Source organism: Paenibacillus sp. VT-400 (assembly GCF_001029205.1).
Taxonomy (GTDB): Bacteria; Bacillota; Bacilli; order Paenibacillales; family Paenibacillaceae; genus Paenibacillus; species Paenibacillus amylolyticus.
The window spans coordinates 35,456-57,051 of sequence record NZ_LELF01000048.1; the positions used below are offsets into that span (position 1 = coordinate 35,456).

The 21,596-nt window shown below is 46.8% G+C and carries 23 protein-coding genes and 1 other annotated feature; of the genes, 1 reads left to right on the forward strand and 22 read right to left on the reverse strand.

Features of this window, described 5'->3' with window-relative positions; genetic code table 11:
* Positions 1–83: 83 nt before the first annotated feature.
* The 19 genes from rpoB to EL84_RS06320 form a co-directional block, all read right to left on the reverse strand.
* On the reverse strand, positions 84–3,629 hold the full coding sequence (rpoB, locus tag EL84_RS06235) for a DNA-directed RNA polymerase subunit beta (protein ID WP_047841125.1): 3,546 nt from the start codon (positions 3,627–3,629) through the stop codon (positions 84–86).
* Positions 3,630–4,041: 412 nt separating this feature from the next.
* Entirely contained in the window at positions 4,042–4,644 is a 603-nt protein-coding gene (locus EL84_RS06240; protein ID WP_047841126.1) for a class I SAM-dependent methyltransferase, read from the reverse strand.
* Positions 4,645–4,740: 96 nt separating this feature from the next.
* Positions 4,741–5,100 (reverse strand): 50S ribosomal protein L7/L12, encoded by a 360-nt coding sequence (gene rplL, locus EL84_RS06245; protein WP_017692065.1) that lies wholly within the window; start codon positions 5,098–5,100, stop codon positions 4,741–4,743.
* 72 nt (positions 5,101–5,172) lie between these two features.
* Positions 5,173–5,676, reverse strand: coding sequence for a 50S ribosomal protein L10 (rplJ, locus tag EL84_RS06250; RefSeq protein WP_047841127.1), 504 nt, complete (start codon positions 5,674–5,676; stop codon positions 5,173–5,175).
* 23 nt (positions 5,677–5,699) lie between these two features.
* Positions 5,700–5,847, reverse strand: a sequence feature (ribosomal protein L10 leader region).
* 68 nt (positions 5,848–5,915) lie between these two features.
* Positions 5,916–6,608 carry a 50S ribosomal protein L1 gene (rplA, locus tag EL84_RS06255; protein WP_017692063.1) on the reverse strand — a complete coding sequence of 231 codons (693 nt, stop codon included), beginning with the start codon at positions 6,606–6,608 and terminating at the stop codon, positions 5,916–5,918.
* Positions 6,609–6,702: 94 nt separating this feature from the next.
* Complete coding sequence (rplK, locus tag EL84_RS06260; protein ID WP_017692062.1) at positions 6,703–7,128, reverse strand: 50S ribosomal protein L11; 426 nt, start codon at positions 7,126–7,128, stop codon at positions 6,703–6,705.
* Positions 7,129–7,196: 68 nt separating this feature from the next.
* The gene (nusG, locus tag EL84_RS06265; RefSeq protein ID WP_036607165.1) at positions 7,197–7,730 is read right to left on the reverse strand and encodes a transcription termination/antitermination protein NusG; all 534 of its coding nucleotides are present in this window, start codon (positions 7,728–7,730) and stop codon (positions 7,197–7,199) included.
* Between the two features lie 21 nt (positions 7,731–7,751).
* Positions 7,752–7,943 carry a preprotein translocase subunit SecE gene (gene secE, locus EL84_RS06270; RefSeq protein ID WP_017692060.1) on the reverse strand — a complete coding sequence of 64 codons (192 nt, stop codon included), beginning with the start codon at positions 7,941–7,943 and terminating at the stop codon, positions 7,752–7,754.
* 17 nt (positions 7,944–7,960) lie between these two features.
* Positions 7,961–8,110 carry a 50S ribosomal protein L33 gene (gene rpmG, locus EL84_RS31210; RefSeq protein WP_072735843.1) on the reverse strand — a complete coding sequence of 50 codons (150 nt, stop codon included), beginning with the start codon at positions 8,108–8,110 and terminating at the stop codon, positions 7,961–7,963.
* A gap of 305 nt (positions 8,111–8,415) precedes the next feature.
* Positions 8,416–9,060: an RNA polymerase sporulation sigma factor SigH gene (gene sigH / locus EL84_RS06275; protein ID WP_017692059.1), complete on the reverse strand. Its 645-nt coding sequence runs from the start codon at positions 9,058–9,060 to the stop codon at positions 8,416–8,418.
* A 171-nt stretch (positions 9,061–9,231) separates the two neighbouring features.
* Complete coding sequence (locus EL84_RS06280) at positions 9,232–9,753, reverse strand: NYN domain-containing protein (RefSeq protein WP_036607162.1); 522 nt, start codon at positions 9,751–9,753, stop codon at positions 9,232–9,234.
* Positions 9,754–9,758: 5 nt separating this feature from the next.
* A complete protein-coding gene (gene rlmB, locus EL84_RS06285; protein WP_017692057.1) occupies positions 9,759–10,505 on the reverse strand; it encodes a 23S rRNA (guanosine(2251)-2'-O)-methyltransferase RlmB in 747 nt (248 codons plus the stop codon).
* Positions 10,506–10,548: 43 nt separating this feature from the next.
* Positions 10,549–11,028, reverse strand: coding sequence for a Mini-ribonuclease 3 (locus EL84_RS06290; RefSeq protein ID WP_036607160.1), 480 nt, complete (start codon positions 11,026–11,028; stop codon positions 10,549–10,551).
* Positions 11,025–12,425, reverse strand: coding sequence for a cysteine--tRNA ligase (gene cysS, locus EL84_RS06295; protein WP_047841128.1), 1,401 nt, complete (start codon positions 12,423–12,425; stop codon positions 11,025–11,027). The genes EL84_RS06290 and cysS overlap by 4 nt, the downstream gene beginning before the upstream one ends.
* Positions 12,426–12,467: 42 nt before the next feature.
* The gene (gene cysE, locus EL84_RS06300; RefSeq protein ID WP_036607155.1) at positions 12,468–13,127 is read right to left on the reverse strand and encodes a serine O-acetyltransferase; all 660 of its coding nucleotides are present in this window, start codon (positions 13,125–13,127) and stop codon (positions 12,468–12,470) included.
* A gap of 539 nt (positions 13,128–13,666) precedes the next feature.
* A complete protein-coding gene (gltX, locus tag EL84_RS06305) occupies positions 13,667–15,124 on the reverse strand; it encodes a glutamate--tRNA ligase (protein ID WP_036607153.1) in 1,458 nt (485 codons plus the stop codon).
* Positions 15,125–15,157: 33 nt separating this feature from the next.
* Positions 15,158–15,634: a 2-C-methyl-D-erythritol 2,4-cyclodiphosphate synthase gene (gene ispF, locus EL84_RS06310; protein ID WP_017692052.1), complete on the reverse strand. Its 477-nt coding sequence runs from the start codon at positions 15,632–15,634 to the stop codon at positions 15,158–15,160.
* Entirely contained in the window at positions 15,631–16,326 is a 696-nt protein-coding gene (gene ispD, locus EL84_RS06315) for a 2-C-methyl-D-erythritol 4-phosphate cytidylyltransferase (RefSeq protein WP_047841129.1), read from the reverse strand. The genes ispF and ispD overlap by 4 nt, the downstream gene beginning before the upstream one ends.
* 82 nt (positions 16,327–16,408) lie before the next feature.
* The gene (locus EL84_RS06320; protein ID WP_047841132.1) at positions 16,409–17,494 is read right to left on the reverse strand and encodes a PIN/TRAM domain-containing protein; all 1,086 of its coding nucleotides are present in this window, start codon (positions 17,492–17,494) and stop codon (positions 16,409–16,411) included.
* 173 nt (positions 17,495–17,667) lie between these two features.
* On the opposite strand from EL84_RS06320, the gene EL84_RS06325 reads away from it, so the two are divergent.
* A complete protein-coding gene (locus EL84_RS06325; protein ID WP_017692049.1) occupies positions 17,668–18,063 on the forward strand; it encodes a hypothetical protein in 396 nt (131 codons plus the stop codon).
* 126 nt (positions 18,064–18,189) lie between these two features.
* Here the strand turns inward: EL84_RS06325 and pssA are convergent, their stop codons facing one another.
* Genes pssA through radA form a run of 3 tightly spaced genes read right to left on the reverse strand, consistent with a single transcriptional unit; the run spans position 18,190 to position 21,424 of the window.
* Positions 18,190–18,921 carry a CDP-diacylglycerol--serine O-phosphatidyltransferase gene (pssA, locus tag EL84_RS06330; protein ID WP_017692048.1) on the reverse strand — a complete coding sequence of 244 codons (732 nt, stop codon included), beginning with the start codon at positions 18,919–18,921 and terminating at the stop codon, positions 18,190–18,192.
* Positions 18,922–18,966: 45 nt separating this feature from the next.
* Positions 18,967–20,043 carry a DNA integrity scanning diadenylate cyclase DisA gene (gene disA, locus EL84_RS06335; protein WP_047841130.1) on the reverse strand — a complete coding sequence of 359 codons (1,077 nt, stop codon included), beginning with the start codon at positions 20,041–20,043 and terminating at the stop codon, positions 18,967–18,969.
* A 13-nt stretch (positions 20,044–20,056) separates the two neighbouring features.
* Positions 20,057–21,424, reverse strand: coding sequence for a DNA repair protein RadA (gene radA, locus EL84_RS06340; protein ID WP_036671578.1), 1,368 nt, complete (start codon positions 21,422–21,424; stop codon positions 20,057–20,059).
* Positions 21,425–21,596: the final 172 nt, after the last annotated feature.

The following is a 21,596-nucleotide window of genomic DNA, read 5'->3' on the forward strand; positions in this document are numbered from 1 at the left end:
TCTAGGTTACGCCCACTCCGGCCGAAGCCGGAGCAAGACGTGAGCCTGATGAAAAACGCCGGTCATCATGCGCTCGAAGCGGTTTATTCCGCTCCGACCTCTGTACCCTCAAGGTTGAGGCTGAGCTTATCGCTCGCAGCGTCATCTTCATCGTCCATTTCTCTCATTTCAATCTCTTGCTCATCTTCACTCAAAATCTTAACGTCCATACCCAAGCTTTGCAGCTCTTTGATCAATACTTTGAATGATTCAGGAACACCTGGTTCCGGAACATTCTCACCTTTGACAATGGATTCATACGTTTTAACCCGACCAACAACGTCATCGGATTTAACAGTCAAGATTTCTTGCAGTGTATAAGCAGCACCGTATGCCTCAAGCGCCCATACTTCCATCTCCCCGAAACGCTGTCCACCGAATTGAGCTTTACCACCCAATGGTTGTTGCGTAACAAGTGAGTAAGGACCTGTGGAACGGGCATGGATCTTATCATCAACCATGTGTGCCAATTTGATCATGTGCATGACACCTACGGTAACTTCACGTTCAAACTCTTCACCTGTACGACCATCATACAGGACAGTTTTACCATTACGTTGCATACCTGCTTCTTCCATCGTATCGAAGACGTCATACTCCTTCGCTCCGTCGAATACAGGAGTTGCTACGTGAATACCCAGTTGCATCGCCGCCATACCCAAGTGAACCTCGAGTACTTGACCGATATTCATCCGGGAAGGTACGCCCAGTGGGTTAAGAACGATCTGAACCGGTGTACCGTCTGGCAGGAAAGGCATATCTTCTTCCGGCAAGATGCGGGCCACGACCCCTTTGTTACCGTGACGTCCGGCCATTTTATCACCCTCGGAAATTTTCCGTTTTTGAGCGATATATACACGAACGAGTTGGTTAACACCTGGAGGCAGCTCATCACCGTTTTCACGGGTAAATACTTTCACGTCTACTACGATACCGTCAGTACCATGTGGTACACGCAAGGAAGTATCACGTACTTCACGTGCTTTCTCACCAAAGATTGCATGCAAGAGACGTTCTTCTGCTGTCAGTTCCGTTACACCCTTAGGTGTTACTTTACCAACCAAAATGTCGCCAGCACTGATCTCAGCACCGATTCGGATAATACCGCGCTCATCCAAGTTACGCAACGCTTCTTCCCCAACGTTAGGGATGTCACGTGTGATCTCTTCAGGTCCGAGTTTGGTATCACGTGCTTCTGACTCATACTCCTCTATATGGATGGATGTGTATACATCTTCCTTAACGAGTTTTTCACTGAGCAAGATCGCATCCTCGTAGTTGTAACCTTCCCAAGTCATGAAGGCAACAACAACGTTACGTCCCAGAGCCAATTCACCCATTTCCGTTGAAGGACCATCAGCCAGGATATCGCCAGCTTTGACAGCGGCACCTCTTTTAACAATCGGACGCTGGTTAATGCATGTTCCTTGGTTCGAACGCATAAATTTGTGTAATTTATATTTAACGATATCGCCTTTAACTTCCTGACCGTCCACTTCTTCAACACGACGGACCCAAATCTCGTTCGCAGTAGATCGTTCAATAATTCCGTCATAATCGGAGACAATACATACACCGGAATCTTTCGCGGCTTTGTGTTCCATACCTGTTCCCACAAGTGGTGCTTTAGGAATCAAAAGTGGAACGGCCTGTCGCTGCATGTTCGATCCCATGAGCGCACGGTTGGAGTCATCGTTCTCAAGGAACGGAATAAGCGCTGTAGCGACGGATACAACTTGCTTAGGAGATACGTCCATGTAGTCAACGCGCTCACTCGGCATCGTAAGGATGTTATCCGACTGTTTGTTATAACGTACAATGATCGCTTCTTCTTCAAATGTACTATCTTCATTCAGCTTCGCATTCGCTTGAGCGATAACATAGTTGTCCTCTTCGTCCGCTGTCAGGTAATCAATTTGCTCGGTAACAATACCTGTCTTCGGATCAACCCAACGATATGGAGCTTCAATAAAGCCATATTCATTCACACGGGCGAACGTAGACAAGGAGTTGATCAAACCGATGTTTGGTCCCTCTGGCGTCTCGATTGGACACATACGGCCATAGTGGGATGGATGGACGTCACGCACTTCCATACCTGCGCGCTCACGTGTCAAACCACCGGGTCCGAGTGCGGACAAACGACGTTTATGTGTCAACTCACCCAGCGGGTTCGTTTGATCCATAAACTGTGACAACTGAGAGCTACCAAAGAACTCTTTAATGGATGCAATAACAGGACGTATGTTGATCAATGCCTGTGGTGTAATTACGTTAGCATCCTGAATGGACATTCTCTCACGAACCACACGCTCCATACGGGAAAGACCGATACGGAACTGATTCTGCAGGAGTTCACCCACCGAACGCAAACGACGGTTACCCAGATGGTCAATATCATCCGTGCTACCAATTCCCTGCAGAAGGTTAAGGAAATAACTGATGGACGAAATGATATCCGCCGGCGTCACGTTTTTAACGGACTTGTCAATGATTCCATTGGCAATCAGTTTGACTACTTTACCATCTTCAGTTGGTGAGAACACATCAATCGTTTGCATAGGGATATCATTGGCATCCAAAACGCCGTTACCCACGTGATACGTGCGGAATCCAACGCTCTTCTCCAGATACGGCATGATTTCATCCAACAAACGACGATCAACCATTTGACCTGCTTCAGCAATGATTTCACCAGTCTCAGCGTCAACAAGTGACTCAGCCAAGCGCTGGTTGAACAAACGGTTTTTGATGTGCAGTTTTTTATTCATTTTGTAACGACCTACATTAGCCAGGTCATAACGTTTTGGATCAAAGAAACGTGCTACGAGCAAGCTTTTCGCATTATCCAGCGTTGGCGGCTCGCCCGGACGAAGACGCTCATAGATCTCAATGAGTGCTTTCTCCGTGGAATCCGTGTTGTCTTTGTCCAGTGTGTTGCGGATATATTCGTCATTACCGAGCAGATCCAGAATCTCAGCATCTGTGCCAAAACCAAGTGAACGCAGGAGAACCGTAACCGGTATTTTACGTGTACGGTCGATCCGGACGTAAACAACATCCTTCGCGTCCATCTCCAGTTCCAACCAAGCGCCGCGGTTAGGAATAACTGTAGCGGTATACGTTTTTTTGGCGTTTTTATCTACTTTGGTACTGAAGTAAACGCTAGGAGAGCGAACCAACTGGCTGACAATAACCCGTTCCGCACCATTAATAATAAATGTGCCCGTGTTGGTCATCAGCGGGAAATCTCCCATGAATACTTCCTGCTCTTTGACTTCGCCGGTTTCCTTATTAATGAGCCGGACTTTGACCCGAAGCGGTGCTGCATACGTAACGTCACGCTCTTTCGCGTCGTCTACTGTATACTTCGGTTCACCGAGACTGTAATCGATAAATTCCAAAATCAAGTTACCTGTAAAATCCTGGATCGGCGAGATATCCTGGAACATTTCGCGCAACCCTTCCTCCAAAAACCAATCATAGGATTTTTGTTGGATTTCAATCAGGTTCGGAACTTCGAGTATCTCGTTAATTCGTGCATAACTGCGCCGAGTGCGTCGACCATATTGAACAAGATGTCCTGCCAACTTAAACTCACCCCTCAATGTCTACTCACTTTAAAAATTTCGTTGCGAACCTCTGTTTGTAACCTTATAATGGTACACATACAGAGCAAAGCAATGCATCCACAAATAAAGAAAAGCCCTTACTCGAAATGTCGTTCGAAAAAAGAGCAACTTTGATCGGCGGATGTCTTTCCAAATCATTCTTATCCCCAGTTTGCCCAAAATGTACATATTATACGCCAAACGTAGGCATAATAAGCCCGTTCGGCGTAAAAAAAGGTTGACATTTTTAGTTAGCTAAAGCCAAGTAGGGCATCTTAATACTGACATTTTACAACTATACCACGACCTGAATTTCAAGTCAATAGTCCTATTGCAAAAAAAATGATCCCCTGCTTACTTTACAAACTCGGATTCAGCTTTTAGTAGATACCTATTCCGATTTCACCGCTTTGAAAATCCGATAGCCTTTATCCTTCGTCACTTCTTCCACTCTTCCAAACAAAGATTCCAATTTCGCTTTCGCTGACGGTGCTCCTTGTTTCTTCTGAATGACAATCCACAACGAACCGCCTACCTTTAGATGGCGATGTGCCTGTTCGAAAATAGTATGAACCGTCTCTTTCCCAGCCCGTATAGGCGGGTTGGTTAGGATAACGTCAAAATCTTGCTTTTTCACTTCAGCCAGTAGATTACTTTGCAATACCGTAACATTGTTAATTCCGTTCGCTTTTGCATTTTCCCTGGAAAGTTCAACGGCTCTCTCGTTGATATCGATCATGGTGACATGCCCATCCGGTACAAGTTTGGCTGCTGTAAGACCCATTGGCCCGTATCCACAACCCACATCGAGAACATGAGCCCCTGATGGCAACTCTATCGCATCAATCAATACTCTGCTGCCATAATCGATTCCGTTTTTGGAAAACACACCGGCATCCGTCACGAATCGCAGACTGAATCCGCGAAGAACCGCTTCAGTTGCTCTGCGATCATGCGCCACTTGCGGTTTGTCCGAATAATAATGATTGGACATGCCCTCACTCACTTTCCATTTACAATTACAGCAACAAACCCCTTGATATAAGTCAAGGGGTTTGTTGTTTTGTTCATTTAGCTTGTAATAGCTAAATTATTTAACTTCAACTGAAGCGCCTGCTTCTTCAAGCTTAGCTTTAACCGCTTCTGCTTCTTCTTTAGCAACTTTTTCTTTCAATGCTTTTGGAGCGTTGTCAACCAATTCTTTTGCTTCTTTCAGGCCAAGACCTGTGATTTCGCGAACTGCTTTGATAACGTTGATTTTGGAAGCACCAGCGCTAGTCAAGATTACGTCGAACTCGGATTGCTCAGCTTCAGCAGAAGCTACTGCACCTGCAGCAGCTACTGGAGCTGCAGCAGTTACGCCGAATTCTTCTTCGATTGCTTTAACAAGATCGTTCAATTCCAGTACAGTCATGCCTTTGATTGCTTCCAAGATTTGCTCTTTACTCATGAGTGAACCTCCATATATAATATTATTTTTTTTAATTCATTTGCCGCCTAAGCAGCATTCAGATCAAGTTGCTTACGCGCCTTGTTCTTCTTTTTCTGCAACTGCTTTAACCGCAAGCGCGAAGTTGCGCACTGGCGCTTGAAGCACGCTGAGGAGCATGGAGAGGAGTCCGTCGCGGGATGGCAGTTCTGCCAATGCCTTAACTTCTTCTACTCCGATTACGCGACCTTCTACGACTGCACCTTTCAATTCCAGTGCATCGTTCTTTTTCGCGAAGTCGTTCAGAATTTTAGCTGGAGCCACAACGTCATCTACGCTGAATGCAATTGCAGTAGGACCTGTAAGAACATTTTCGAGTTCTGTCAGTTCTGCTGCTGCAGCTGCACGGCGAAGCAACGAGTTTTTCAGCACTTGGAATTCGATCCCTGCTTCACGAAGTTGCTTACGCAACTCAGTTACTTGGGCAACGTTCAATCCGCGATAGTCAACAACAACAGTTGTAACGCTCTCGCGCAATTTTGCTGTTACTGCATCAACGGATTCTTGTTTTGCTTGAATCACTTTTGCGTTTGCCAATCTGTACACCTCCTGATCAAATTTATCCCATTAAGAAAAGCCTCCGTAGAATCACGAAGGCTTGATATATACTCATCATCGATTTGCATCGTTCTAAGTTCTATAATCACACCTCGGCAGGAAATTAAGCCAAATGGCACCTACTGTCTACGGCAAGCATATTCAAATGTCAACGGTCAGTCACTCGGACTCACAACTTTTATATCTTATCAAAAACAGGACAAGCCTGTCAAGAGATATTATCTAAAAGCTGCTGCGTTCACGCGTGCGCCAGGGCCCATCGTGGAAGAAAGACTAACATTCTTCAGATAAACACCTTTTGCTGCCGCTGGTTTAGCACGATTCAGAGCTTCCATGAGAGCTTTGAAGTTCTCATTAAGTTGCTCAGAAGAGAAAGAAGCTTTACCAATCGGTGCATGAATTTGACCTGCACGATCCAGACGATATTCGATTTTACCGGCTTTAATTTCTTGAACAGCCTTAGTTACATCGAAAGTTACCGTTCCGGCTTTAGGGTTAGGCATCAGACCTTTACCGCCGAGCAGTCGGCCCAATTTACCTACTTCACTCATCATATCTGGTGTCGCTACGCAGACGTCGAATTCGAACCAACCTTGTTGGATTTTGTTGATCATGTCTGCATCACCAACATAGTCCGCGCCAGCCGCTTCCGCTTCTTTCGCTTTGTCACCTTTTGCAAATACCAATACGCGTTGTGTTTTACCTGTGCCGTGTGGCAAGACAACAACACCACGTACAGCCTGGTCTTGCTTACGAGGGTCTACGCCCAAACGAACTGCTGCTTCGATTGTTTCATCGAATTTTGCAGTAGCTGCCTTTTTCACAAGCTCTACAGCTTCTGAAGGCTCGTAAGTTGCTTCGCTGTCAATCAGCTTAGCAGCTTCCAGGTATTTTTTACCGTGTTTAGCCATGTTTTATTCCTCCTTTGTGGTGTTAGCGGATATACCTCCCACATCAACCGGTCGCGAATCGACCGGTTTTACGAAGCCATGTTTCTTATGAAAATTAGTCTTCGATGGTGATACCCATGCTGCGGGCAGTACCTTCGACCATACGCATTGCGGACTCAACGTCTGCTGCATTCAGGTCAGGCATTTTTGTTTCTGCGATTTGACGTACCGCATCACGTTTAACAGTAGCAACTTTTTTCTTGTTCGGTTCGCCGGATCCTTTTTCAACTTTAGCTGCCACTTTCAACAGAACTGCTGCTGGTGGAGTTTTAGTGATGAAAGTAAAGGAACGGTCCTCGAATACAGAAATTTCAACTGGAATAATCAATCCCGCTTGATCAGCTGTACGAGCATTGAATTCTTTACAGAATGCCATGATGTTGACACCTGCTTGACCCAAAGCTGGACCTACTGGTGGTGCTGGGTTTGCTTTACCTGCTGGAATCTGCAGTTTTACCATTTTAATAACTTTTTTCGCCATGATTGACACCTCCTTGCAAAATAGTGGTTAACGGGTTTTTCAACCCTCCCACAAGAAACTTGAAGAAACTATATCTTCTCCACTTGTGTGTATTCCAACTCAAGCGGTGTTTCCCGTCCAAACATGTTCACGTGCACTTTCAACTTGCTTTTCTCTACCAAAATCTCTTCCACGGAGCCTACGAAATTCGCAAAAGGACCGACTTTAATACGTACGGATTCCTTAATATCGAACTCAATTTTCGGCTTAGGTTCAACCATTCCCATGTGCTTCAGAATTTGTTCTACTTCTTCAGGCAACAATGCAGTTGGTTTGGACCCAGAACCTGTCGAACCGACAAATCCTGTAACACCTGGTGTGTTGCGAACAACATACCAAGAATCATCCGTCTGTACCATTTCCACCAAGACATAACCGGGGTAAACTTTACGCATAACGGTTTTTTTCTTACCGTCCTTGTTTACCACTTCTTCTTCCATAGGAACAAGAACGCGGAATATCTTGTCTTCCATGCCCATAGACTCTACGCGTTTTTCCAAATTGGCTTTGACCTTGTTCTCATACCCTGAATAGGTATGAACGACGTACCATCTTTTTTCCATATCAAGCCACCGGAACCCTTCTTAAATAATCGCTTCGATCACAAAGGAGATGCCAATGTCAATGACCCAAAAAAACAGCGTCATAACCACAACAGTACCAAGTACGATCAATGTGTAGTTGGTCAGCTCTTTACGATTAGGCCAGCGAACTTTTTTAAGTTCAGCCCAGCTTTCTGAGAAAAAGGAAATCAGAGATTTGAAACTTCGTTTCACGCCGACACCTCCAAAAACTATCTGGTTTCGCGATGAGAAGTCTGCTCGTTACAAAACTTGCAAAATTTCTTCATCTCCATGCGGTCGGGGTGATTACGCTTGTTTTTTGTCGTAGTGTAATTTCTTTGTTTGCAGTTAGTACAAGCCAAAGTAATAATTACCCGCATGATGTACACCTCCCGAAGACTTCCACATTCAAGCAGAGTCTCTAAATTGATCCTGAAAAAAAGCCATAAATTTAGGCCTACCTAAAACACTTTATCACAAGGGTATAACCATGTCAATGAAAGAATAGCCTTTCATTCATTGGGTATTACTTCCGTAAAACGTACATTTGTTTCTCATCTCTGTTTTTTCTCTTCTCCTGCATGGACCGAGCGATTACTAGTATAAACATTCTTAGATTTTATAAACTTGAGACACTAAAAAAAGACTCAAACACCGAGCCTTTTCCGTCAACGACAACATGTGTTTAATTATCTCGAACTTCTAGGTACTTTTCAAGTTTGCGCTTGACGCGCTGAAGTGCATTATCAATGGACTTCACATGTCTGTCCAAATCTACTGCAATCTCTTGATAAGATCTCCCGTCCAGATACAACATCAATACTTTACGTTCCAGATCACTCAGAATCTCGGACATTTTATCTTCCAGGCCCACAAACTCTTCCTGATTGATGATAAGTTCTTCCGGATCACTGACCTGGGTTCCACAAATCACATCGAGTAACGTACGATCAGACTCTTCGTCATAAATAGGCTTGTCCAGAGATACATAAGAATTAAGCGGAATATGCTTCTGACGTGTTGCTGTCTTAATCGCCGTGATGATCTGTCTTGTAATACACAGTTCGGCAAAAGCCTTGAACGAAGCCAGCTTGTCCCCTTTGAAATCTCGAATGGATTTGTAGAGGCCAATCATTCCTTCTTGAATAATATCTTCCCGGTCTGCCCCAATCAGAAAATAAGATCTTGCCTTGGCGCGTACAAAGTTACGATATTTGTTAATTAGAAACTCTAACGCTTCGCTTTCGCCTTCACGGAAAGCTTCGACAATGTCTTCGTCACTTTGGTAATCATACTTAGATAACATGATATCTTTGAGGTCGACACTCACAGACAATCCCTCCGGCTGCAACGCAAGGTACCCCGTTACTCTACTCTATGAAATATAGGATCAGTATATATGATGGTACCTCACACCGTCAACCACGCTATGCCTAAAAAAGAACATCAATAACATAAATGTCAAGAGTTTCAATATTCTAAATTTTGTAAAAACGTGCTGTTATTCCCGGCGCCATCGCTCAAACTCTTTTAATACATCGGGACTTAACTTACCCCCGAGTGTGTTACGCGTGGTCTTCGCCTGATCTTCTTCCAGTCGTTTTTTTAATTCTTTTTCGTTCTGCTCAACTTCAATTAGTAACTCCCTTGCAGATACGCGTAGCGCTCCCTGTCCAAAAATGACATGTTGCTCTACCATATCGCTCGTAGCCACATAGATTTGGCGTCTTCGCATGCTTAGTTCCCGAACGAGTCTCTCAATGCATTCGTCTGCCGTCTCTTTTTCCTTTGTAAAATAGATCTGCACTTTGCTCTGAGTAAAGGATTTACCGAGTCCAGGCACGAGGTAGGCGTCAAACACAACAATGACTCGCCGGCCGGAGAAAGCCTGGTAGTCTGCAAGACGAAAGAGAAGCCTGTTACGCGCCTCTTCGAGCCCACTTTCCGCCAGTTTGGTTAATTCCGGCCAGTCGCCAATCATGTTGTACCCGTCTACAAGAAGCACATCACGGGAATCAGCCATACCTTCTATTCCTGCGCTTGACGCGAGCGGAGCACTTCGTACATGACAACCCCGGCTGCCACGGAAGCATTCAGGGAATTAATCTGACCTTGCATTGGTAGTTTGATCAGCACGTCGCATTTCTCACGAATAAGTCGTCCCATTCCCTTGTTCTCATTTCCGATTACCAATGCCACAGGGCCAGTAAAGACTCCATTACCAAAGACACCTTCGTGAGCCGTGACATCTGTCCCTACAACCCATACACCTTCCTCTTTGAGGCGATCGATGGTCTGACCAAGATTACTTACACGAGCCACTGGCACGTACTCCACAGCGCCTGCTGATGTTTTGGATACGGTCACGGTTACCGCTGCCGAGCGACGTTTGGGTACAATGACGCCATGCGCACCCGTGCAATCTGCTGTCCGCAAAATTGACCCCAGGTTATGAGGATCTTCAATCTCATCCAGCAGAATCAGGAAAGGATGCTCATTCTTTGCTTTTGCTGCGGCAAGAATGTCTTCTACCTCCACATAAGCGTAAGGTGCTGCTTGAGCAACTACCCCCTGATGCTGGATGCCTGGTACCGTTTGATCCAGCTTACGCTTGTCCACGTGTTGAATGACAATACCTAGCTTTTTAGCTTCCGAGATAATAGGTTGAGTCAGATGTTTCTGTGCTGTATCGGCAATCCATATTTTATTAATGGTCCGGCCTGAACGCAGCGCCTCCGTCACGGAGTGTTTACCGGCGATCCATTCTTCTTCCATCGTTGTTCGATCCTCTCTGTAATGCGTTGTTTTGTTGAAATTTCTATTTTTTTGTCGGCGATGGCGATTGTTGTTCCGCGTGCTCAATGCCAAGCCCGATCAGTTCAATCATGCGATCATGATGACCACTGCTATAGAGGTAACCAATGAGACATTCAAAAGCCGTGGCATGTCTGTATTCCAACACATCTGCATTTTTGGGCACACTACCCGACTTGGCATTCCGCCCTTGCCGAACGATATCCCGTTCTTCCTCTGTCAGTTCAGCCTCAATCGTTGTAAGTATGCGGCTCTGTGCTTTCGCTGATACCAACCCGGTTGCACTACGGTGCAAATGATTGGGACGCATGTTGGCCTTCGACAGCAGATATTGACGAACAGCTACCTCATATACCGCATCACCAATATAGGCCAGTGCAATAGGTGGAATCAACCTCGCAGGTCTGGAAGGAGGATATGGGAACCATCCACCCTCTGTGACCTGCTCCTGTTGTTTTGGTGTATTTGGATGTCCCTCGCTCATTTGCGCCGCCATCTCATGCCCTGCGCCGTATCTTCAAGCAGAATGCCACGTGCAGACAATTCATCGCGAATTTCATCCGCTCTTGCCCAGTTTTTCGACTTGCGCGCTTCTACACGCTCTTCAATCAGACGTTCTACTTCCTCATCCAGAAGTTCTGGCTCTGCGTCAGTATAGATGCGCAGCACAGCATTCAATTCACTGAACAACTGGAGGAGCGCGCGAATGTCTGCCGCATTAACTACTTCTTGCTGCAACAGTTGGTTGGCTTCCCCTGCCCACTCAAACATCGCAGTGATCGCATCAGGAGTATTAAAATCGTCCTGCATCTTCTCGTGATACTGCTGACGAATTTGGTCGAGTCTTGCCGCAAACTCTACTGTGATATCCTGATCTACAGTCACCGCATTCAGACGATGATTCAGGTTACCTACCGCATTCGCAATCCGGTCCACACTGTTCTGTGCCTGCTCCATCGTATCATCCGTGAAGTTCAATGGATTGCGATAGTGGGTAGACAACATGAAATAACGAATCGCTTCGCGTTTATATTGATTCCGCAAGTCTTTAACCAGAACACCATTACCGAGTGATTTCGACATCTTCTCGTTATCAATCCGGATGAATCCATTATGCATCCAGTAGTTCGCAAGTGGTTTACCTGTTAATACCTCGGATTGGGCGCATTCGCACTCATGGTGCGGGAACTGCAAATCCTGTCCACCCCCGTGAATGTCCAGTGTATCCCCAAGGTACTCCCTAGCCATGGCGGAGCACTCAATATGCCAGCCTGGTCGACCATCGCCCCAAGGACTGGACCAATAGATCTCACCTGGTTTGGCAGCCTTCCAGAGCACAAAATCTTCGGGATGCTCTTTACGCTCGTCCACACCCACACGGATTCCAAATTGCAGCTCCTGCAGGTTTTGTTTCGAAAGTTTGCCATATTCGCTGAATTTGCCTGTGCGATAATAGACGTCACCGCCATTTTCATACGCAAATCCTTTTTCAACCAGCTCACGGATAAAATCAATGATCAGCGGCATGTTTTCCGTTACTCTCGGATTGCTGCTTGCCTTGGGAATACCCAATCCCTCAATGTCTTCATAATAGGCAGCAATAAATTTCTCAGCCACGTGAGGAACGTCTGTTCCAAGTTGTTCTGCTTTGCGAATCAACTTATCGTCCACATCCGTGAAGTTCACCACATAGTTCACATCATGTCCTGTCTGTTCCAGGTATCCACGAACCGTGTCGAAAAAGATAACCGGGCGTGCATTCCCGATATGAATGTAGTCATATACCGTTGGTCCGCAGACATACATTTTCACTTTCCCTGGCTCTTGGGGAACAAATTTCTCTTTGGTACGACTCATCGTATTATAAATCTGAAGCGTCATGGTCACTTATCCTTTCATCCTATACTGCCTTTATTTATTGTATCACGTATCACGCACAGTCTCATTTTCACGGGCATTTTGCAGTGTACGTACTTCTTCCTGCAATCGTTCGAGTTCTTTTTGCATACCGCGCAAGGAGTCAACGACCGGATCGGGCAATTGCTGACTGAGGCGATCTACCCGTCGGCCATCCTGTTTAACAATTCTACCCGGTATACCTACCACGGTACTATTGGAAGGGACCTCCTTAAGCACAACGGAGTTCGCACCAATGTTACATTGATCCCCCACGCTAAATGAACCGAGCACCTTGGCTCCGGATGAGATAACCACATTATTACCAATGGTGGGATGTCTCTTCCCTTTTTCTTTCCCTGTTCCGCCCAGGGTAACCCCCTGATAGATAACGACATCATCGCCAATCTCACATGTTTCTCCAATAACGACGCCCATTCCGTGGTCAATAAATAACCGATTTCCGATCGTAGCTCCAGGATGTATCTCGATTCCTGTCATAAAACGGCTAACCTGCGAAATGAACCGGGCAACCGAGAACCATCTTCGCTTGTATAAAAAATGAGCGATCCGGTGTGCCCATATCGCATGCAGCCCTGAGTAGGTGAATACCACCTCAAACCAACCTCGGGCCGCCGGATCGTTTTCAAACACCGCCTGGATATCTGATCTGATCTTCTTGAACATGCTCGTTCCCCTCTTGTTCAGGTTCCCGTCCTCCGGCTTACCGGACGGCGCGTTCCTTGGTAGTGTACTGCACACTCGCCTAAACAAAAAAACGCCCCTGCAGCATTTAGCTGCAGAGGCGTTTATCGCGGTCCCACTCTGCTCGGTCCATTCTTAAATAGAATGAGCCCTCAAGCGGTTTGGTAACGGAAACCAATCGTCACAACCTATCCTAACGTTTTCCCTTGTCATGATCGACAAAGGCGGGGCCGGATTCGGCTGTGCAGCTCACGGGCGCATTTCGACTGATGGACAGTGGATGGTTCACAGCCACCGCAACCAAAGAAATTCTTTCTTTGCTGCGGGACCATCCTCTCTGAATCTGTCCGGGTCAGTCTACTCCTCCCGATCTTTGCTGTTCTATTAGATAAATCATATCAATTATTCGTTGTGTTGTTATTATAGCGAAAAGGCCTCAGACTGACAACAGCCTCCTACGTAATCCATCCATCGTAGGACTGTGTTCAGATTCCAAATAAACGGAATGTCCTCGACTAAGATTATTTTACTTGTGCAAGCAGGCGTTCGATCACCGTATCACGACCCAGAAGTACGATCGTTTGGTTCAGATCCCGTCCATGCGTCTGTCCAGTCAAGGCTACACGAATTGGCATAAAGAGCTGTTTGCCCTTAAAGCCGGTTTCTTTCTGTACTTCCTTGATCAATGCAGCCATTTTACTTGGAGTAAACTCTTCGCTCGCCTGTACTTTATCCGCAAATGCCTTCAGTACGGTTGGCACCTGCTCCTCCGCAAGCACTGCTTCTCCTTCACTTTCAAGCTCCAGATTGGAACGGAAGAATACTTCCGACAATTCCACAATATCGGAGGCAGAATTCATCTGCTCTTGGTACAGGTGTACCAGAGTATAAGCCCATTCTTTTTGTTCAGCAGACAGCTCGGAAGAAATACGTCCAGCCTTTTGCAGATGCGGAATGGCCATTTCGGCAATACGTTCCGGGTCAGCATGTTTGATATAGTGGTTGTTCAAGTGAGCCAGCTTGTGGGTATCAAATACCGCCGGGCTCTTGGACAGACGTTTCGTATCAAAAATGGAGATCAGTTGCTCTTGCGAGAAGATCTCTTCTTCCCCTTCCGGAGACCAGCCGAGTAAGGAAATGAAGTTAAACATCGCTTCAGGCAAATAGCCGAGCTGATCATACTGCTCAATAAACTGGATAACGGACTCATCCCGTTTACTCAGCTTCTTGTGATTTTCATTCACGATCAACGTCATATGACCGAATTGCGGTGGCTCCCAGCCAAGCGCTTCATAGATCATCAGTTGACGCGGCGTGTTCGAGATGTGATCTTCCCCACGCAGGACGTGGGAGATCTTCATCAAGTGATCATCCACAGCAACGGCATAGTTGTATGTGGGAATGCCGTCTTTTTTCACAATGACGAAGTCACCGGATTCCTTGCTGTTGAACGAGATTGTGCCTTTAACCATATCATCAAACGTATATGTGCGCTCTTCCGGCACACGGAAACGAATACTCGCTACGCGGCCTTCCGCTTCAAACGCACTAATTTGCTCTGGAGTCAGGTCACGGTGTTTGCCAGAATAACGCGGTGTTTCTCCACGTGCTGACTGTTCCTCGCGCTCTTGCTCCAATTCTTCTTCCGTGCAGAAGCAACGGTAAGCCAGACCTTTATCCAGCAATTCCTGCGTATATTTACGATAGAGGTCCAGACGTTCCGTTTGACGGTATGGTCCGTATTCTCCGCCCACGTCAATACTTTCGTCCCACTCAATTCCGAGCCATTTCAGGTATTTCAGTTGGCTTTCTTCACCACCGGCAATATTCCGTTTCACGTCCGTATCTTCAATACGAATAATGAATTTACCGTTATTATGTTTGGCATATAAATAGTTAAACAACGCCGTACGGGCATTCCCGATATGCAGGTGTCCCGTTGGGCTCGGCGCGTAACGCACACGAATATCCGTGCTCATATGATCCCCTCCGTCACTAATTGATTGATGATATCACACACGTACAAGGCAAACAACGGATTGAGCGGCAATGCCCTCTCCCCGTCCCGGGAATCCCAGTTGCTCTGTCGTTGTTGCTTTCACGTTCACCTGCGTTACATCCGCTTCCAGTGCCTTGGCAATAACCTCAGCCATCTGTGGGATATAAGGAGCCATCTTTGGCTTCTGGGCAATAATCGTTGAATCGATATTCCCTAGCTTATACCCGCGATCCTTCACAAGCTGCCATACATGCTCCAGCAATTTCAGACTGTCCGCATCTTTGAATTCCGGATCGGTATCCGGGAAGTGCTTGCCAATATCCCCAAGTGCCAGTGCACCCAAAATGGCATCACTGATCGCGTGCAACAGCACGTCTGCGTCCGAGTGACCCAGCAGACCTTTTTCATAAGGAATCGTTACTCCGCCAATAATACACGGGCGTCCCTCTACCAGCTGATGTACATCAAATCCCTGTCCTACACGTATCATCGCTTCTTCTCTCCCCCCAGCAAAAACGCAGCATATTGCAAATCTTCCGGCGTTGTTAATTTGATATTGGTATAATTGCCTTCCACAACCTTGACCGACATTCCCTGACGTTCAGCCAGCATGGCATCATCTGTTCCCAGAAATCCGTCCTGCTCAGCTGATTCGTAGGCGGAGAGCAGGGAAGAAAGACGAAAAGCCTGCGGGGTTTGAATGCTCCACAGACTGCTGCGGTCTGGCGTCGCCGTAACGACTCCTTCCGCATTCACTTGTTTGATCGTATCCTTCACGGGAACCGCTAGCACAGCTGCTCCACCACCGGATAAGGCGGCCGCCATGCATCCCTTGATCTGCTCATGGTTCACAAAAGGACGTACCCCGTCGTGAACGAGAACCCAATCCGTCCCAAGTGCCTCAAGGCCTTTATGGACAGAATGTTGTCTCTCTTTCCCTCCGGGGATAACACGGACACGTGAATCCAGTTGGTATTCTTTTACCCAATCCTGGCAGCGTTCAACATCTGCGGTTCCTGTGACCAGCACCATCTCGCGGATCTCGTCCAGCGCAGCAAATACCTCAAGCGTATGTATGAAAACGGGCTTGTCCTGCAGCAACAGAAACTGTTTGCTCTCGGTCGTCCCCATCCGGGTTCCGCGACCTGCTGCCACAATGACAACGCCCCACCCTTTATCCATGCCGCAATCCCTGCCTTGTCTGTCAGTTTATCGTCCAAAGATATACAATATCATTCAACGATACACTACCCATCATACCGCTTTATTGGGCTTTTTCCAACAGTTTCGGCTTGGCAAAAATCATTCGTCCCGCTGAAGTCTGCAACACACTGGTCACGAGCACTTCCATCATCATGCCGATATACTCGCGTCCGCCTTCCACAACGATCATTGTGCCATCATCCAGATAGGCTACACCTTGACCATGCTCCTTGCCATCCTTGATGATCTGCACCATGATCTCCTCACCTGGCAGAACAACCGGCTTAACCGCATTGGCAAGATCATTAATGTTCAACACAGATACACCCTGGAGTTCGCACACTTTGTTCAGGTTAAAGTCATTGGTGACCACTTTACCCTGAAGCACTTTAGCCAGTTTAACCAGTTTGCTGTCCACCTCGGAGATTTCCTCGAAATCCCCCTCGTAGATCAGGACTTTTACATCAAGTTCCTTCTGAATTTTGTTCAAAATGTCCAGTCCACGCCGTCCTCTGTTCCGCTTGAGCAGATCCGATGAATCGGCAATATGCTGTAACTCCTCCAGAACAAATTCCGGAATTACGATCGTGCCTTCAATAAATCCGGTTTTGCATATATCAGCGATACGCCCATCGATAATAACACTGGTATCCAGAATTTTATGTTCTTCCATCCGTCTGTCCTCGTCCACCTCGGGATGACCCCATCGTCCAGACATCCAGAAGGCCCCCAGATCGTCTTTCTTCGCCATGGCAAGGGTATAACCGGAATAAGCACTAATCACCGTCAGCGCTACTTGCAGCACTTCTCCTGCCGTCCCCATCCATCCCACAACAGGGTAAAGTAACAAGGCCACCAGCAATCCTGCAACTGTACCTGCAGCACCTGCAGCCAATTCGTTCATAGGTACTTTTGCCAATGAATCAATTCCACTATGCAGCCTGTCTGCCATCAATGTTCCACCAATATTACATACAGCCATAAACATTACAGCTCCCAGCAGCGTCGATATACCAGCTCCCAGTAATCCTGCTGACTGAATCCACTCAGCCATCCATGGGACCGATTTTCCTGCCAGATGATATGCCGTGTAGCCGAACCATGCACCGCACAATCCTGTAAAAGTTAAAATGCCTTTTTTCCACATTAGTCCCTGCACCTCCTTCAATGTATCTTGATCTTTATATCCAGTATGATCCAATTCCTGAATTGCTAATCCCATCCGCAAGAACTTTTTGGAAATGTTGCAATCGTCAGTTGAAAGTAGGTAAATTATTGGCATATAATGAATTCAATTCATATCCCGAGGTGAGTGGCAAAATGAGTACGCTAAGTTTACAGGCTTTCCAGGATCAAGTTTCTGAACTGTTGTTGCGTCATCGCAGCCTGATTGATGTACTGTCCAAAACGGGACAAGCCGGAGCGTCTGTTAACCGTGCCGTGTCCAAAGCCATTACCGAATGCGGCTGCATCGAGCTGCACGCCACCAAGCAGAAATATGCCCCGGAGAGCGATATCGCTCAAACCAAGGGCCTGCTGGAAACGCATGTGGAAGGTGAGTTGTGTGAGAACTGCAGAGAGGTCATCAGCTCTGAACTAGGGCGGAACCTGTTTTACATGTCGGCTCTCTGCAATCTGCTGGACATTAACATGGAAGAGGTCGTAAATCACGAATCACAGAAGTGTTCAACGTTAGGGATGTTTAATCTGTCGTAAGAAGATATGTATGTCGTCCGTAAGGGTTTCTTTTACCGTAAATAGATCTGAATAAACAAAAAGCACGCATTCTCCAGTTCAGGAGAGTACGTGCTTTCTTTGTATAGTGTCTGTCCCCAAGGCGACTTAACGATCGGAAGGACGGGAAGATTTCTCATCCTTGCGCTTTTTCGCCCGACTACGTGAGGCCGCTGTTCGCACATTATGCTTCATTCCATACAGGGCGTATAACACCAACGGAATAAAGATCAATTTGGATAACTGCTCTGGGAAAATAACGGCTACGGCTATGGCAAATAACACAACCCATGGTGCAATCCAGATTGCCTTTCGTGGCAAACCGACCTTTTTGAAATTGGGATATTTAAGCGAACTCACCATCAGATACGATAACAGCAATGTAGCAATCATCATACTAACCGGGCCAATATCCTTATTGAACAAGGACAGTGTAGCCAGCACCCCACCGGCTGCCGGTATCGGCAGACCTGTGAAGTATCCAGGAATACCCGGACGAACGTTAAACCGTGCAAGACGAATGGCTCCACAGATCGGAAAAGCCGCTGTTGCGATCCAGGCGAGGATCGGCATTGAATCTTGAAACGACACCATAAATATGATCAGGGCTGGTGCTGCACCAAAGGAAACCATGTCAGACAAGGAATCCAGTTCCTTGCCGAATTCACTTTGGGCATTGAGTGCACGTGCCACTCGGCCATCCAGACCATCCAGCAGCATCGCTACAATGACCATAATGGCAGCCAAACTGTAATTTCCATCAATCGCAAGCAAAATTGCCATCATTCCAAGAAACAGATTACCCAGGGTAAAGAGATTCGGAATGAATCTGGTTAGCATCGTTGTTTCACCTCATCCATTTCAAGCCTTTATATAGGCAAACCCTTACATCTGTCTGTCGATAAACATTTGCTCCTGCAAACGTTTGAGGCCTTCCTTAATGGTCCGGGCACGAACTTCACCAATACCGTCCACTTCGTCCAGTTCTTCAATTGTAGCCATAATAACATGAGGCAATTGTTCGAATTGATCCACCAGATTATGGATAATAACATTGGGCAGGCGGGGGATCTTATTTAATACCCGGAATCCACGAGGGGCAACCGAATCCTCTGAAGTAGCCGCTGATGAAGGATAGCCGAGCAGACGGACAATATGATGTGCATCCAGCAACTCATCGTCCGACAATCTTTTCAGTCCCACGATAATTTCACGGATTTTGTCATCACTGTCGTCACGGGCATAGTCTTTATACAATAACCAGGCTTCTTCTTCCGTTGTACCCACGAGTTCTTCCATTTGCATGGAAATGAGTCGTCCCTCATTCCCGAGTTCATGAATGTACCGTTTGATTTCCGTTTTGATCCGCATCACCATTTCGGTACGCTGAATCACATTAACCACTTCAGGAATCGTCACCAGTTCCTCAAATTCAGAGGCACTCAGATTCGTAAGGGACTGTGTTAATACCGCTTTGTATTTCTCCAGGGTTTGAATCGCTTGATTCGCTTTGGTCAAAATAACCCCGATTTCCTTGAGGGAATAACGAAGTGTTCCCTGATACAAGGTAATGATATTCCGGCGCTGTGATATGGATACGACCAATTTACCCGTTTGCTTTGCTACACGCTCTGCCGTCCGGTGACGAATCCCCGTCTCTGATGAAGAGATAGATGAATCCGGGATTAACTGGGTATTGGCGTAAAGAATACGCTTCAAATCCTCGCTAAGAATAATGGCTCCATCCATCTTGGCGAGTTCATACAGATAGTTCGGGGAGAAATCACAGTTAATCGAGAATCCCCCATCCACCACTTCCATTACTTCAGGGCTGTATCCTACAACAAGCAGTGCGCCCGTCTTGGCGCGCAGCACATTTTCCAGACCTTCGCGGAAAGGTGTACCTGGTGCGATCAGCCTTAACAACTCATTCATATTATCCAGTTGGCTCATATCTTTCATCTTGTTATGCCCCCTAATCTAAAGCAACCGCTAGTGCATCTGCCACGGTATTCACACCGATCAGTTGTATCCCGCGAGGATGTTTCCAGCCCTTTAAGCTTTTTTCTGGTAAAATGACTCGTTTGAAGCCCAGCTTTGCGGCTTCCTTCACTCGTTGTTCGGCCCGTGATACGGCTCGAACCTCACCTGTCAGACCAATCTCGCCAAAGATAACGTCATCCGGCTTGGTCGGTACATCTCTCAAACTGGATGCAATGCTGACGGCAACCGCCAAATCTACAGCGGGCTCATCCAACCGTACTCCACCAGCCACGTTCAGATACGCATCCTGGGTCTGTAAAAACATCCCCATCCGTTTCTCCAGCACTGCAATGATCAGATTTAATCGATGCAGATCTACCCCTGTTGCCATACGGCGGGGAGAAGGGAAATGGGTGGTTGAGATCAACGCCTGCAATTCCACGAGCAGAGGGCGTGTACCCTCCATACTGGCAACTACCGTTGAACCTGCTACACCCAGTGGACGTTCCGACAAAAAGAGTTCGGACGGATTGCCCACCTCACGAAGTCCATCCTCGCCCATTTCAAAAATACCAATTTCATTGGTGGAACCAAAACGGTTCTTCACCGCACGCAGCAGGCGATACGTATGATGCCGTTCTCCTTCAAAATAAAGGACGCAATCCACCATATGTTCTAACATACGTGGACCGGCAATGGCACCTTCTTTGGTAACATGCCCCACAAGAACCGTTGCAATGCCTCTGCCTTTGGCAATCCGCATGAACCTTGACGTACATTCCCTTACCTGTGCTACACTACCCGGCGCACTGGTAACTTCGGGAAGATATACCGTCTGAATGGAGTCGATGACAAGAAAATGCGGCTGGATCTGATCCACCGCTTCCTCTACACGTTCCATATTGGTTTCACACAGTACATACAACTCGGCAGAGAGTGCCCCGAGGCGGTCTGCCCGCAATTTGGTTTGCTTGACTGATTCCTCACCGGAAACATATAACACACGCAAACCCGAATGCGTCAAAGCATGAGATGTCTGCAACATCAACGTTGATTTCCCAATACCCGGATCTCCACCCACCAGAACGAGTGAACCCGGAACGATTCCGCCACCCAATACCCGGTTCAACTCTCCGATTCCAGTCTGTACACGCGGTTCCTGACCGCTATCTATATCTATGATAGGAAGCGGTTTATCTTTACTGTCAAACAGAGGAGAATTTCTCCCTTGTGTTTTGACCACCGTCTCTGTTTCTTCCACCATTGAATTCCATGACTGACAACCCGGACACTTACCGTACCACTTGGGGGCTTCATAGCCGCATTCCGTACATTGAAACTTGGTTTTAACTTTGGCCACTTCAGCACTCCTATAATTTAGTTTTATAACAGCATTTTGCATTATTCGACGAATTTCACCCAAACTCCCTGACGTGCAGGGTTACTAAAAGTTTACCATTGTTTGAGATTTTTCGTAAAGGATTATCGCAAACTTTACACATGTTCCTGACATAATCATGTCCGTCTTCTGT

What these genes read in the sequence shown, in the direction of transcription:
- EL84_RS06240 (WP_047841126.1), bottom strand. Translation starts at nt 4,644, where the DNA reads ATGTCCAATCATTATTATTCGGACAAACCGCAAGTGGCGCATGATCGC.
- rplL (WP_017692065.1), bottom strand. Translation starts at nt 5,100, where the DNA reads ATGAGTAAAGAGCAAATCTTGGAAGCAATCAAAGGCATGACTGTACTG.
- rplA (WP_017692063.1), bottom strand. Translation starts at nt 6,608, where the DNA reads ATGGCTAAACACGGTAAAAAATACCTGGAAGCTGCTAAGCTGATTGAC.
- rplK (WP_017692062.1), bottom strand. Translation starts at nt 7,128, where the DNA reads ATGGCGAAAAAAGTTATTAAAATGGTAAAACTGCAGATTCCAGCAGGT.
- nusG (WP_036607165.1), bottom strand. Translation starts at nt 7,730, where the DNA reads ATGGAAAAAAGATGGTACGTCGTTCATACCTATTCAGGGTATGAGAAC.
- rpmG (WP_072735843.1), bottom strand. Translation starts at nt 8,110, where the DNA reads ATGCGGGTAATTATTACTTTGGCTTGTACTAACTGCAAACAAAGAAAT.
- EL84_RS06280 (WP_036607162.1), bottom strand. Translation starts at nt 9,753, where the DNA reads ATGGCTGATTCCCGTGATGTGCTTCTTGTAGACGGGTACAACATGATT.
- rlmB (WP_017692057.1), bottom strand. Translation starts at nt 10,505, where the DNA reads ATGGAAGAAGAATGGATCGCCGGTAAACACTCCGTGACGGAGGCGCTG.
- EL84_RS06290 (WP_036607160.1), bottom strand. Translation starts at nt 11,028, where the DNA reads ATGAGCGAGGGACATCCAAATACACCAAAACAACAGGAGCAGGTCACA.
- cysS (WP_047841128.1), bottom strand. Translation starts at nt 12,425, where the DNA reads ATGACGCTTCAGATTTATAATACGATGAGTCGTACCAAAGAGAAATTT.
- cysE (WP_036607155.1), bottom strand. Translation starts at nt 13,127, where the DNA reads ATGTTCAAGAAGATCAGATCAGATATCCAGGCGGTGTTTGAAAACGAT.
- gltX (WP_036607153.1), bottom strand. Translation starts at nt 15,124, where the DNA reads ATGAGCACGGATATTCGTGTGCGTTACGCGCCGAGCCCAACGGGACAC.
- ispF (WP_017692052.1), bottom strand. Translation starts at nt 15,634, where the DNA reads ATGATACGTGTAGGACAGGGATTTGATGTACATCAGCTGGTAGAGGGA.
- ispD (WP_047841129.1), bottom strand. Translation starts at nt 16,326, where the DNA reads ATGGATAAAGGGTGGGGCGTTGTCATTGTGGCAGCAGGTCGCGGAACC.
- EL84_RS06320 (WP_047841132.1), bottom strand. Translation starts at nt 17,494, where the DNA reads ATGTGGAAAAAAGGCATTTTAACTTTTACAGGATTGTGCGGTGCATGG.
- EL84_RS06325 (WP_017692049.1), top strand. Translation starts at nt 17,668, where the DNA reads ATGAGTACGCTAAGTTTACAGGCTTTCCAGGATCAAGTTTCTGAACTG.
- pssA (WP_017692048.1), bottom strand. Translation starts at nt 18,921, where the DNA reads ATGCTAACCAGATTCATTCCGAATCTCTTTACCCTGGGTAATCTGTTT.
- disA (WP_047841130.1), bottom strand. Translation starts at nt 20,043, where the DNA reads ATGAAAGATATGAGCCAACTGGATAATATGAATGAGTTGTTAAGGCTG.